The organism is Enterobacter sp. NFIX58, from assembly GCF_900110475.1.
In the GTDB taxonomy this organism is placed as follows: Bacteria; Pseudomonadota; Gammaproteobacteria; order Enterobacterales; family Enterobacteriaceae; genus Enterobacter; species Enterobacter quasiroggenkampii.
On the sequence record NZ_FODW01000002.1, the window covers coordinates 519,577 to 532,572 of the forward strand.

The 12,996-nt window shown below is 58.0% G+C and carries 14 protein-coding genes; 12 read left to right on the forward strand and 2 right to left on the reverse strand.

Features of this window, described 5'->3' with window-relative positions:
* Nucleotides 1–15: 15 nt before the first annotated feature.
* Nucleotides 16–438 (reverse strand): MarR family winged helix-turn-helix transcriptional regulator, encoded by a 423-nt coding sequence (locus BMW97_RS12085; protein ID WP_045909991.1) that lies wholly within the window; start codon nucleotides 436–438, stop codon nucleotides 16–18.
* A 148-nt stretch (nucleotides 439–586) separates the two neighbouring features.
* On the opposite strand from BMW97_RS12085, the gene BMW97_RS12090 reads away from it, so the two are divergent.
* From BMW97_RS12090 to ureG, 9 genes are all read left to right on the forward strand, one after another.
* Nucleotides 587–1,600, forward strand: a complete 1,014-nt coding sequence (locus tag BMW97_RS12090; RefSeq protein WP_023617354.1) for an alpha/beta hydrolase — start codon at nucleotides 587–589, stop codon at nucleotides 1,598–1,600.
* A gap of 147 nt (nucleotides 1,601–1,747) precedes the next feature.
* Nucleotides 1,748–2,575, forward strand: a complete 828-nt coding sequence (locus BMW97_RS12095) for an urease accessory protein UreD (protein WP_045909992.1) — start codon at nucleotides 1,748–1,750, stop codon at nucleotides 2,573–2,575.
* A 10-nt stretch (nucleotides 2,576–2,585) separates the two neighbouring features.
* Entirely contained in the window at nucleotides 2,586–2,888 is a 303-nt protein-coding gene (locus BMW97_RS12100; protein ID WP_003862556.1) for an urease subunit gamma, read from the forward strand.
* Between the two features lie 10 nt (nucleotides 2,889–2,898).
* Nucleotides 2,899–3,213: an urease subunit beta gene (locus tag BMW97_RS12105; protein ID WP_024906478.1), complete on the forward strand. Its 315-nt coding sequence runs from the start codon at nucleotides 2,899–2,901 to the stop codon at nucleotides 3,211–3,213.
* Complete coding sequence (gene ureC / locus BMW97_RS12110) at nucleotides 3,206–4,909, forward strand: urease subunit alpha (protein ID WP_024906477.1); 1,704 nt, start codon at nucleotides 3,206–3,208, stop codon at nucleotides 4,907–4,909. Before BMW97_RS12105 ends, ureC begins: the two co-directional genes overlap by 8 nt.
* Nucleotides 4,910–4,918: 9 nt before the next feature.
* Complete coding sequence (gene ureE, locus BMW97_RS12115) at nucleotides 4,919–5,383, forward strand: urease accessory protein UreE (protein WP_045909994.1); 465 nt, start codon at nucleotides 4,919–4,921, stop codon at nucleotides 5,381–5,383.
* A gap of 9 nt (nucleotides 5,384–5,392) precedes the next feature.
* Nucleotides 5,393–5,932, forward strand: coding sequence for a HupE/UreJ family protein (locus BMW97_RS12120; protein WP_023619349.1), 540 nt, complete (start codon nucleotides 5,393–5,395; stop codon nucleotides 5,930–5,932).
* On the forward strand, nucleotides 5,932–6,606 hold the full coding sequence (locus tag BMW97_RS12125; RefSeq protein ID WP_045909995.1) for an urease accessory protein UreF: 675 nt from the start codon (nucleotides 5,932–5,934) through the stop codon (nucleotides 6,604–6,606). The genes BMW97_RS12120 and BMW97_RS12125 overlap by 1 nt, the downstream gene beginning before the upstream one ends.
* A 9-nt stretch (nucleotides 6,607–6,615) precedes the next feature.
* Complete coding sequence (ureG, locus tag BMW97_RS12130) at nucleotides 6,616–7,233, forward strand: urease accessory protein UreG (RefSeq protein ID WP_008503187.1); 618 nt, start codon at nucleotides 6,616–6,618, stop codon at nucleotides 7,231–7,233.
* A gap of 85 nt (nucleotides 7,234–7,318) precedes the next feature.
* Here the strand turns inward: ureG and tsaD are convergent, their stop codons facing one another.
* The gene (tsaD, locus tag BMW97_RS12135) at nucleotides 7,319–8,332 is read right to left on the reverse strand and encodes a tRNA (adenosine(37)-N6)-threonylcarbamoyltransferase complex transferase subunit TsaD (protein WP_045909996.1); all 1,014 of its coding nucleotides are present in this window, start codon (nucleotides 8,330–8,332) and stop codon (nucleotides 7,319–7,321) included.
* Between the two features lie 236 nt (nucleotides 8,333–8,568).
* On the opposite strand from tsaD, the gene rpsU reads away from it, so the two are divergent.
* The 3 genes from rpsU to rpoD all read left to right on the forward strand — a co-directional run bounded on the left by rpsU (nucleotide 8,569) and on the right by rpoD (nucleotide 12,657).
* A complete protein-coding gene (gene rpsU, locus BMW97_RS12140; protein WP_001144069.1) occupies nucleotides 8,569–8,784 on the forward strand; it encodes a 30S ribosomal protein S21 in 216 nt (71 codons plus the stop codon).
* A 114-nt stretch (nucleotides 8,785–8,898) separates the two neighbouring features.
* Entirely contained in the window at nucleotides 8,899–10,644 is a 1,746-nt protein-coding gene (gene dnaG, locus BMW97_RS12145; protein WP_003862574.1) for a DNA primase, read from the forward strand.
* A 165-nt stretch (nucleotides 10,645–10,809) separates the two neighbouring features.
* On the forward strand, nucleotides 10,810–12,657 hold the full coding sequence (gene rpoD, locus BMW97_RS12155; protein ID WP_023333459.1) for an RNA polymerase sigma factor RpoD: 1,848 nt from the start codon (nucleotides 10,810–10,812) through the stop codon (nucleotides 12,655–12,657).
* Nucleotides 12,658–12,996 lie beyond the last annotated feature (339 nt).

Consider the following 12,996-nt stretch of genomic DNA (forward strand, 5'->3'; position numbering starts at 1 on the left):
CCCACCGAAGGATTCTTACAAATCATCCAGCAGCGTTCGGGAAAGTTTTTTCAGCATCTCAAGCTCTTCATCATTCATCCGCATGCTGCAGCGTATCTGGTCCGGCAGCGCCATCACCTGCTTTTTCAGTGCGTTAGCCTTCTCCGTCAGAACGACATTTTTCATTCTTTCGTCACCCACAACCGCGATACGGTTGAGAAACCCTTTTACCTCAAGCTTTTGCACCAGCGGGGTCAATGTGCCCGAATCAAAAAACGTCTTATCGCTGAGGTCGCGAAGTGGAATGTTGTCTTTCTCATAAAGCGCCATCAAAACAACAAATTGCGGATAGGTAAGATCCATTTCCTGCAATAAGGGACGATATTGCCGAACGAACGCGTTGGTGACCGAGTACAGTGAGAAGCAAAGTAAATCATCTAACGTCTTGTTTTCTTTCATTTCTCTTTCAACCCTTAGTCATTTTTATAAAAAAATTATAAATAAAGTTTGACTAAAAGTATCTTGCGCGCAAGTATTGCAGCAACAACTTAATAGCGCACTACTTAAAGAACGTTACTGTCTAACACTCGCTTAAAGAGGTACTACCATGAAAACATTAGCCGCCATCCTGGTTTCTTCCGTGTTCGCGTCTGCTGCAGCGTCCGCTCACACCACCAATACCCCTACCCCGACCGCAGGCGTACAGGCATTTCTTAATGTTCTGAATTCGGGCAAGGGTAAGCCAATGGAACAAATGACCCCGCAGGAGGCCCGTCAGGTACTGATCGGCGCGCAGCAAGGCGCAAAACTGCCGCCCGCTCAGGTTTCAGAAAAAACGATCCAGGTAAATGGTCAGGCGATCAAACTGAAAATAGTGAAACCTGAAAACGCGACCGGCACGCTCCCGGCATTTATGTTCTTCCACGGCGGCGGCTGGGTGCTGGGTGATTTCCCAACCCACGAACGCTTAATCCGAGATCTGGTTCGCGCGTCAGGTGCCGCAGCGGTTTACGTTGATTACACGCCGTCACCTGAGGCCCATTTCCCGGTGGCCATTCATCAGGCCTTTGAAGCGACAAAATGGGTAGCCGAGCACGGTCAGGAAATTGGCGTGGACGGTAGCCGTCTGGGTCTGGTCGGTAACAGCGTGGGCGGCAATATGGTGGCTTCCGTGGCGCTGCAGGCAAAACAATTTAATGGGCCAAAAATTCGCTACAACGTCATGCTCTGGCCTGTGACCGATGCGAATTTTGATACTGCCTCGTATAACCAGTTCGAGAACGGCTATTTCCTGTCGAAAAACATGATGAAATGGTTCTGGGATAACTACACCACCAACGCGGCCGATCGCAACAATATCCTTGCCTCTCCGCTTCGCGCCAGCGCCGCGCAGTTGAAAGGCTTCCCGGAGACGCTGATTCAGACAGCTGAGCTGGACGTTCTGCGGGATGAAGGTGAAGCATTCGGACGTAAGCTGGATGCGGCTGGCGTCCCGGTGACCGTCACGCGCTATAACGGCATGATCCACGATTACGGCCTGCTCAATCCACTGAGCGAAGAGCCTACGGTCAAGGTTGCCCTGGAGCAGGCTGGCGCAGCGCTGCATGAGCACCTGAAATAACGGCATCGCGATGTTTGTCAGACAGCACGTCCTCCGGGCGTGCTTTTTTGTTTCGTCTTAACCGCTATCCATAAGCGACTCATATGACAGCCTTCATTTCTGCCAGGGCATACTGAAACGACCCGATGATGAGCAGATGGATGCAGCATGTTAGCAGCTCAGGTCACTGATAATTCGTACAAAGGCTGGCAGGCGTCGCTTGCCCTGCAGTTTTGTCACACCCCTGAGAAAACCCTCCTGCACTCCGCTCATCACGTCGGGCCGCTTACCGTTCAGCGTCCATTTTATCCCGAAGGCGAGACCTGCCACCTCTATCTTCTGCACCCGCCGGGCGGGGTTGTGGGCGGGGATACGCTGGATATCACCGTGCGTCTGGACGCCAAAAGCCATGCGCTTATCACCATGCCCGGCGCCAGCAAGTTCTATCGCAGCAGCGGCCCGCAGGCTCGCCTGCATCAGCACTTTTATCTCGATGAGGGATCCACGCTGGAGTGGCTGCCGCAGGACACCATTATCTTCCCCGGTGCGAATGCCGCGCTGCGCTCCGTCTTCCACCTGAAGGCCTCCAGCACGCTGCTGGCGTGGGAGCTGTACTGCCTGGGACGACCGGTAATCAATGAGGCCTTCAGCCACGGCACGCTGGAGAGCCGCCTTGAAGTCTGGGTTGAGGACGAGCCACGCCTGATTGAACGTCAGCACCTTGCCGACGGCGATCTCACGCCCGTCGCCGGGCATCCGTGGATTGGCACGCTGCTGTTCTACCCGGCCAGAGAAGAACATCTCGACGCGGCGCGTGCGCTGCTCGCCCCGCTGGATACGTTTGCGGGCGCCACGCTCGCAGACGATCTCATGTCGGTGCGCTTTCTCTCCCACGATAACCTGATTTGTCAGCGGGTGATGCGCGACGTCTGGCAGTCGCTTCGCCCGCTTCTCACCACCAAAACCGCCTGTTCGCCGCGTATCTGGCAGACATAAGAGAAACGTTATGGAACTGACCCCCAGAGAAAAAGACAAGCTGTTGCTGTTCACCGCCGCGCTGGTTGCCGAACGCCGCCTTGCGCGCGGGGTAAAGCTCAATTACCCGGAATCGGTCGCGCTGATCAGCGCCTTCATCATGGAAGGCGCGCGCGATGGTGAAACCGTCGCCTCGCTGATGGAGGCGGGCCGCCACGTCCTGACCCGCGACCAGGTGATGGAGGGCGTACCGGAGATGATCCCGGACATTCAGGTGGAAGCCACCTTCCCGGACGGGTCCAAGCTCGTCACCGTCCACAACCCGATCGTCTAAGGAGCGCGTGATGATCCCAGGCGAATACCAGATCCAGCCCGGCGCGATTGCGATCAATGTCGGGCGCGAAACCCAAACCGTGATTGTCGAAAATCACGGCGACAGGCCGATCCAGGTCGGATCGCACTATCACTTTTACGAGGTCAACCCGGCGCTGAAGTTTGACCGTGAGGTCACCCGGGGCTACCGGCTGAACATCCCGGCAGGCACCGCCGTGCGCTTTGAGCCCGGCCAGAAGCGCGAAGTGACGCTGGTTCAGGTCACGGGTGCGCAACGCATTGTCGGCTTTCGCGGCGAGGTAATGGGTGAGGTGAAACATGGCTGAGATTTCGCGCCAGGCCTATGCCGATATGTTCGGCCCCACCACCGGCGATAAAGTGCGGCTGGCCGACAGCGAGCTGTGGATTGAAGTGGAAGACGATCTCACGATCTACGGCGAAGAGGTCAAGTTCGGCGGCGGGAAGGTGATCCGCGACGGCATGGGCCAGGGGCAGATGACCGCAGACGACTGCGTGGATCTGGTGCTGACCAACGCGCTGATCGTCGATCACTGGGGGATCGTGAAAGCCGATATCGGCGTCAAGAACGGGCGGATTTTTGCCGTCGGCAAAGCCGGAAACCCGGACATTCAGCCCGGCGTGACGATCCCAATTGGTGCCGCAACCGAAGTCATCGCCGCCGAAGGGAAGATCGTCACCGCAGGCGGGATCGACACCCACATCCACTGGATCTGCCCGCAGCAGGCGGAGGAGGCGCTGGTCTCCGGCGTCACCACCATGATCGGCGGCGGCACCGGACCCGCGGCGGGCACCAACGCCACCACCTGCACGCCAGGGCCGTGGTATATCGCCCGCATGCTGCAGGCCGCCGATACGCTGCCGGTGAATATCGGCCTGCTCGGCAAAGGTAACGGATCCAATCCGGACGCCCTGCGCGAGCAGATTGCCGCGGGCGCCATCGGGCTTAAAATCCACGAAGACTGGGGCGCGACGCCTGCGGCGATCAACTGCTCGCTGGAGGTGGCCGAAGAGATGGACATTCAGGTGGCGCTGCACAGCGACACGCTGAACGAGTCCGGGTTTGTCGAAGATACGCTGGCCGCCATTGGCGGGCGCACCATCCACACCTTCCACACCGAAGGGGCGGGCGGTGGCCACGCGCCGGATATCATCACCGCCTGCGCACACCCGAATATTCTGCCCTCCTCCACCAACCCGACGCTGCCCTACACGGTCAATACCATCGACGAGCATCTCGACATGCTGATGGTTTGTCATCACCTCGACCCGGATATCGCCGAGGACGTGGCGTTTGCCGAATCCCGCATTCGTCGGGAGACCATCGCCGCCGAAGACGTGCTGCACGACATCGGCGCGTTCTCGCTCACGTCGTCAGACTCGCAGGCTATGGGCCGCGTCGGGGAAGTGATTATCCGTACCTGGCAGGTGGCGCACCGCATGAAGGTCCAGCGCGGCGCGCTGCCGGAAGAGACCGGCGAGAACGACAATTTCCGCGTGAAGCGCTACGTCGCCAAATACACCATTAACCCGGCGCTGACCCACGGTATCGCCCATGAAGTGGGCTCGATTGAGGCGGGCAAGCTGGCAGATCTGGTGGTCTGGTCCCCGGCGTTCTTCGGCGTAAAACCCGCCACCATCGTCAAAGGCGGGATGATCGCCTGTGCGCCGATGGGTGACATCAACGCTTCAATCCCCACGCCGCAGCCGGTCCATTACCGCCCGATGTTTGGCGCGCTGGGTGCCGCGCGCCACGCCACGCGGCTGACGTTTGTCTCGCAGGCGGCTCACGCGAACGGTATCCCCCAGCAGCTCAACCTGCAGAGCGCCACGGCGGTGGTAAAAGGCTGCCGGACGGTGAAAAAGGCCGACATGATCCACAACGCTCTGCAGCCGAACATCACCGTTGATTCGCAAACCTACGAGGTGCGCGTCGACGGCGAACTGATTACCAGCGAACCGGCTGACGTTCTGCCGATGGCGCAACGCTATTTCCTGTTTTGAGGAGTGATGATGATTTATCTGACCCAACGCCTGGACCATGCGCATCAGACTACCGCCAGCGTCACGCTGCCGATTGACGTGCGGGTGAAAAGCCGCGCCCGCGTGGCGCTTAACGACGGCCGCGAAGCCGGGCTGATGCTGCCGCGCGGCCTGCTACTGCGCGGGGGCGACCTGCTGACCACCGACGACGGCAGCGAAGTGATCGAAGTGATCGCCGCCCCGGAGTCGGTCTCCGTGGTGCGCTGCGCCGATCCGTTCCTGCTCGCCCGCGCCTGCTACCACCTGGGCAACCGCCACGTGCCGCTGCAGGTCATGCCCGGCGAGCTGCGCTATCACCACGATCACGTTCTCGACGACATGCTGCGCCAGTTTGGGCTGGAGGTAACCTACGCCAGCCTGCCGTTTGAACCGGAAGCGGGCGCGTATGCCAGCGATGCCCACAGCCATAGCCACGCTCATACCCATTCACATTAAGGATCCATCATGCGCAAGTTACTCCCCCTGTTACTGCTGGCCTTTTCCGTTCCCGCGCTCGCGCATCCCGGCCACGGCGCCGACAGCTTTCAGGCCGGTTTTTTCCATCCGCTGACCGGGCTCGATCATCTCCTGATGCTGACCGGTGCAGGCGTGCTTTCAGCGCTGAGCGGCCGCAAGCTCCTGCTGCCGTTTGCCACCCTCGGGATGATGCTTGTCGGCGCCGTTGCGGGCAGCCTGCTCGGCGGCTTTAGCGGCATGGAGATGCTGATTATCGCCTCGCTGGCGGTCAGCGGCGTGATGATGTTTAAAACCGAAAATCGCCTGCTGCTGGCGGTGCCTGCCCTGGCGATGTTCCACGGCTGGGCGCACGGCGTGGAGATGTCCGGCCATAACTTCTGGCTCTTCACCAGTGGGTTTATGTTCGCCAGCGCCACGGTGCTGTGCGCCAGTTTCGCCGCAGGATTGCTGCTGCGCCGTCACGACGGGCTGCGTAAAACCTTTGGCGGCGGGCTGATTGTGTCCGCCCTGCTGGCGCTGATGAGCTGATGGAGCACGCCCGCCAGAGGCTGCGCCTGATGCAGCTCTCCAGCAGCAGCCTGCCGGTCGGGTCGTTTACCTGGTCGCAGGGGCTGGAGTGGGCCGTTGAGGCGGGCTGGGTCACGGACGCCGACGCCTTTAAACGCTGGCAGATCCAGCAGATGGAGCAGAGTTTTTTCTGCGTCGATCTGCCGCTGTTTCACCGTCTCTGTCAGGCCTGCGATCGGCACGATCTGGCAACGGCCAAACGCTGGACGGCATACCTGCTCGCCTGCCGGGAAACGCGAGAGCTGCGTGAAGAAGAACGCAACCGCGGGGCGGCCTTTACGCGCCTGATTAAAAGCTGGGATCCGGACTGCCCGGCAGAATGGCTGGCGCTGTGCAGGCAAAGCCAGCTTTGCGGCATGGCGTGGCTCGGCGTGCGATGGGGCATTGACGTGCGCGAGCTGGCGCTGAGCCTGGGATACAGCTGGATTGAGAGCGCGGTCATGGCGGGCGTCAAGCTGGTGCCGTTTGGGCAGCAGGCCGCGCAGCAGCTGATTATCGAACTGAGCGACCATTTTGCCGCCGGGCTTGAACAGGCCTTTTTACGTCGCGACGACGCGCTGGGCGCAGCAACGCCGCTGTCCGCCATCGCCTCCGCGCGCCACGAAACCCAATATTCACGACTATTCCGTTCCTGAGGAGTCAACATGGCTGATTACAAACATCCCCTGCGCGTGGGCGTGGGTGGCCCGGTAGGGTCGGGTAAAACCGCGCTGCTGGAAGCGCTCTGCAAGGCGATGCGCGACACGTATCACCTGGCGGTGGTAACCAACGATATCTACACCAAAGAGGATCAACGCATCCTGACCGAAGCGGGCGCGCTGGCGCCGGAGCGCATTGTGGGCGTGGAGACCGGCGGCTGCCCGCATACCGCCATCCGCGAAGATGCCTCAATGAACCTGGCGGCGGTGGAAGCGCTCAGCGAGAAATTCGGTAATCTGGACCTGATCTTCGTGGAAAGCGGCGGGGACAACCTGAGCGCGACGTTCAGCCCGGAGCTGGCGGATCTGACCATCTACGTGATCGACGTGGCCGAAGGGGAAAAAATTCCGCGCAAGGGCGGACCGGGGATCACCAAATCCGATTTTCTGGTGATCAACAAAACCGATCTCGCGCCGTACGTCGGCGCCTCGCTGGAGGTGATGGAGCGCGATACCAACCGCATGCGCGGCGAGCGTCCATGGACCTTTACCAACCTGAAGGCGGGGGACGGCCTGGGGACGATTATTGCGTTTCTGGAAGAGAAAGGGATGCTGCGGGTGTAGTGCGGTTTGTTGCCCGGTGGCGCTGCGCTTACCGGGCCTACAAAACCGTAGGCCGGGCAAACGAAGTGCCGCCCGGCAAAAAAACTCACGCCTCAGGCAGTTCCGCCAGCGGCCAGCGCGGACGCACGGACACGCTCAGGTCAGACGTTGCGCCAGCGTTCAGGCGCACCATCCCGGCGTAGGCGATCATCGCCCCGTTATCGGTGCAGAATTCCGGACGCGCGTAGAACACTTCTCCGCGACGCTTTTGCATCATCTCGGCGAGCTTCGCGCGCAGCGTGCGATTGGCGCTGACGCCACCCGCCATCACCAGACGCTTGAAGCCGGTCTGATCCAGCGCGCGCTTGCACTTGATCATCAGCGTATCCACCACTGCATCTTCAAACGCGCGGGCGATATCGGCGCGGGTCTGATCGCTGTCGTCGTTATTGCGGATCGTGTTGGCTGCGAAGGTTTTCAACCCGGAGAAGCTGAAGTCCAGCCCCGGACGGTCGGTCATCGGACGCGGGAAGACAAAGCGCCCTTCCGTTCCCTGCGCCGCCATTTTGGACAGCATCGGGCCGCCTGGGTAATCGAGTCCCAGCAGCTTGGCGGTTTTATCGAACGCTTCACCGGCGGCGTCGTCGATCGACTCGCCCAGCAGCTCGTACTTGCCAATCCCCGTTACGCTGATCAGCTGGGTATGTCCACCGGAGACCAACAGTGCCACAAACGGGAATTCAGGCGGATTCTCTTCCAGCATCGGCGCCAGAAGGTGCCCTTCCATATGGTGAACCGGGATGGCCGGCACGTCCCACGCGAAGGCCAGCGAACGGCCAACGGTCGCGCCGACCAGCAGAGCACCGACCAGGCCCGGACCGGCGGTATAGGCCACGGCATCAATATCGGTTGAACTTAACCCGGCCTCTTTCAGCGCCGCCTGAATCAGGGGAACCGTTTTACGCACGTGGTCACGAGAGGCCAGTTCAGGCACGACGCCGCCGTAGTCAGCGTGCAATTTCACCTGACTATACAGTTGGTTGGCCAGAAGCCCTTTTTCGTCGTCGTAAATGGCGATGCCGGTTTCATCGCAGGATGTTTCAATACCCAGTACACGCATGACTTGTTTTACCTCGTTTCAATACCGCGCAGTGTAGAGCCTGGGCGGGTTGATGTAAAACTTTGTTCGCCCCAGGAAGAAGGCTCGTGTATACTCCTCACCCTTATTAAAGTCCCTTTCAAAATCGCATCGGTGCTTTACAAAGCAGCAGCATTTGCAGTAAAATTCCGCACCATTTTGAAATAAGCTGGCGTTGATGCCAGCGGCAAACCGAATTTATTAAAGGTGAGAGTTACATGCCGGTAATTAAAGTACGTGAAAACGAGCCGTTCGACGTAGCACTGCGTCGCTTCAAACGTTCATGCGAGAAAGCAGGTGTTCTGGCTGAAGTTCGTCGTCGTGAGTTTTATGAAAAACCAACGACCGAACGTAAGCGCGCTAAAGCTTCCGCTGTGAAACGTCACGCGAAGAAACTGGCTCGCGAAAACGCACGCCGTACTCGTCTGTACTAATTGGTTGAGGGCCTCAGCCCTCAATTGACAGACAGAGTAATAGTCGTAAGGCCGTGCTTCCGGAAGGAATGCGCGGCTTGTTTTCGTTTATAAGTCGCTTAAATTTTGGGGCATATGGCCGGAAGAATCCCACGCGTTTTCATCAATGACCTGCTCGCCAGAACCGACATCGTCGATCTCATCGACGCGCGGGTAAAGCTGAAAAAGCAGGGCAAGAATTACCATGCGTGCTGTCCGTTCCATAACGAAAAAACCCCCTCCTTCACCGTAAACGGTGAAAAGCAGTTTTACCATTGCTTCGGCTGTGGTGCTCACGGTAATGCCGTTGATTTTTTAATGAACTACGACAAGCTCGAGTTCGTTGAAACCGTCGAAGAGCTGGCGGCAATGCATAACCTTGAAGTGCCGTATGAAGCAGGCAGTGGGCCAAGTCAGATCGAGCGCCATCAACGGCAAACGCTGTATCAACTGATGGATGGCCTGAATTCGTTTTACCAACAGTCTCTTAAGCACTCTGCGGCTGAGCCTGCGCGTCAGTATCTGAACAAGCGCGGACTGAGCGACGATGTCATTGCGCGTTTCGCTATTGGCTACGCCCCGCCCGGCTGGGACAACGTGTTAAAGCGTTTTGGCGGCAATAGCGAAGATCGTAAATCTCTCATCGATGCAGGCATGCTGGTCACCAACGACCAGGGACGAAGCTACGACCGCTTCCGCGAACGGGTGATGTTCCCAATTCGCGACAAGCGAGGCCGGGTAATTGGTTTTGGTGGTCGCGTGCTGGGTGATGCCCTGCCGAAGTACCTCAACTCCCCGGAAACCGATATTTTCCATAAGGGCCGCCAGCTTTACGGTCTTTATGAGGCGCAGCAGGATAACGCGGAACCTCCGCGTCTTCTGGTCGTCGAAGGCTATATGGACGTCGTTGCGCTGGCGCAGTACGACATCAACTACGCGGTGGCGTCGTTAGGAACGTCCACGACAGCGGATCACATTCAGCTGCTGTTCCGCGTGACCAACAACGTGATTTGTTGTTACGACGGAGACCGCGCCGGACGCGATGCCGCCTGGCGCGCGCTGGAAACCGCGCTACCCTATATGACCGACGGGCGTCAGCTGCGCTTTATGTTCCTGCCCGACGGTGAAGACCCGGATACGCTGGTGCGTAAAGAGGGTAAAGCGGCGTTTGAAGCGCGGATGGAGCAGGCTCAGCCGCTCTCCACGTTTTTGTTTAACAGCCTGATGCCGCAGGTCGATTTGAGTACCCCTGACGGGCGCGCGCAGCTCAGCACGCTGGCGCTGCCGTTAATCAGTCAGGTGCCCGGCGAAACGCTGCGCATCTACCTGCGTCAGGAGCTAGGCAACAAGCTCGGCATTCTGGATGACAGCCAGCTTGAACGTTTAATGCCTAAACAGGCTGAAAACGGCACGGTTCGCCCCGCGCCTCAGCTAAAACGCACAACCATGCGTATACTGATAGGGTTACTGGTCCAAAACCCCGAGCTGGCGCCACAGGTGCCGTCGCTGGCGGGTTTGAACCACGAAAAATTGCCCGGACTTGGCTTATTTTCAGAACTGGTCAACACGTGTTTGTCTCAGCCAGGTCTGACCACCGGACAACTTTTAGAGCATTATCGCGGCACAAAAGAGGCCGCTACCCTTGAAAAATTGTCGATGTGGGACGATATAGCAGATAAGGACATTGCAGAAAAAACGTTCACCGACTCACTCAACCATATGTTTGATTCGATGCTTGAGCTGCGCCAGGAAGAGTTGATAGCTCGCGAGCGCACACACGGTTTAAGCAGCGAAGAACGCCGGGAGCTCTGGATGATTAACCAGGAACTGGCGAAGAAATAAGTCAAAGACAAAAGTATTTAACGGCTTAAGTGCCGAATATCGATCGGGAAGCCCCCGGCAGCCGCACTGAGAGGCAGCGGCAAAAATATAAGTACGCCCTCGCTTTAAAGGTTGGCAGCCCCATCGCCGACACCAATCAAACGAATTAAGTGTGGATACCGTCTTATGGAGCAAAACCCGCAGTCACAGCTGAAACTTCTTGTCCAACGTGGTAAGGAGCAAGGCTATCTGACCTATGCCGAGGTCAATGACCATCTGCCGGAAGATATCGTCGATTCAGATCAAATCGAAGACATCATCCAAATGATCAATGACATGGGCATTCAGGTGATGGAAGAAGCACCGGATGCCGATGATCTGTTGCTGGCTGAAACCTCCAACAACACTGACGAAGATGCGGAAGAAGCTGCTGCACAGGTACTGTCCAGCGTGGAATCTGAAATCGGGCGTACCACTGACCCGGTCCGCATGTACATGCGCGAAATGGGTACCGTTGAACTGTTGACCCGCGAAGGCGAAATTGACATCGCAAAACGCATCGAAGACGGGATCAACCAGGTTCAGTGCTCTGTTGCAGAGTACCCGGAAGCGATCACCTATCTGCTGGAGCAGTACGATCGCGTTGAAGCGGAAGAAGCGCGCCTGTCTGACCTGATCACCGGTTTTGTCGACCCGAACGCTGAAGAAGATATGGCGCCTACCGCCACTCACGTCGGTTCTGAGCTGTCTCAGGAAGAGATGGATGACGACGAAGACGAAGATGAGGAAGAGAGCGACGACGACACCGCGGACGATGACAACAGCATCGACCCGGAACTGGCGCGCGAGAAGTTTGCCGAGCTGCGTACCCAGTACGAAGTGACGCGTGACACCATCAAAGCGAAAGGCCGCAGCCACGCTGCCGCTCAGGAAGAGATCCTGAAGCTGTCTGAAGTGTTTAAACAGTTCCGCCTGGTGCCAAAACAGTTCGACTACCTGGTGAACAGCATGCGCGTGATGATGGATCGCGTACGCACCCAGGAACGTATCATCATGAAGCTGTGCGTTGAGCAGTGCAAAATGCCGAAGAAGAACTTCATCACCCTCTTCACCGGCAACGAAACCAGCGAAACCTGGTTCAACGCGGCTATCGCGATGAACAAGCCATGGTCTGAAAAACTGCACGACGTGAAGGACGATGTCTATCGTGGTCTGCAGAAGCTGCAGCAGATTGAAGAAGAGACCGGCCTGACCATCGAGCAGGTCAAAGATATCAACCGTCGCATGTCCATCGGTGAAGCGAAAGCCCGCCGTGCGAAGAAAGAGATGGTTGAAGCGAACTTGCGTCTGGTTATCTCTATCGCTAAGAAATACACCAACCGTGGTCTGCAGTTCCTGGATCTGATTCAGGAAGGCAACATCGGTCTGATGAAAGCGGTAGATAAGTTTGAATACCGTCGTGGTTACAAGTTCTCCACCTACGCAACCTGGTGGATCCGTCAGGCTATCACCCGCTCTATCGCGGATCAGGCGCGCACCATCCGTATTCCGGTGCATATGATTGAGACCATCAACAAGCTCAACCGTATTTCCCGCCAGATGCTGCAGGAGATGGGCCGCGAGCCGACGCCAGAAGAGCTGGCCGAGCGCATGCTGATGCCGGAAGACAAGATCCGTAAAGTGCTGAAGATCGCCAAAGAACCAATCTCCATGGAAACACCAATCGGTGATGATGAAGATTCGCATCTGGGTGATTTCATCGAGGATACCACCCTCGAGCTGCCGCTGGACTCTGCCACCACCGAGAGCCTGCGTGCCGCAACACACGACGTTCTGGCTGGCCTGACCGCCCGTGAAGCGAAAGTCCTGCGTATGCGTTTCGGTATCGATATGAACACCGACCACACGCTGGAAGAAGTGGGTAAACAGTTCGACGTTACCCGCGAACGTATCCGTCAGATCGAAGCGAAGGCGCTGCGTAAGCTGCGTCATCCAAGCCGCTCTGAAGTACTGCGTAGCTTCCTGGACGACTAACCTGTCCTGACCGTGAAAAAGCTCCCAATCGGGAGCTTTTTTTTTGTTTATTCCCTCTCCCTTTGGACTGTGGGCTCCCCAGTAATTTATAAGCAGAAGCAATAACCTTGTTTCAGAACGAGTGAAGACTTTCAGCGATGCTCTGGTCCGGCTGTAAATCGCTGAGGCGTTTCCTGCAGGCCGGGGCGAGGCGCATGGATGCGCCGAGAGGGCGGGCTTTACAGGTACGTTACCTCCGCCCGTACCCGATAAGCCGGAAGGAATAAGCCGAGGGCACCGCGAAGCGGCGATTTACCGCCGGGAGCCCGGGTCGCCAGGGTGGTGGCGACTGAGCCACCC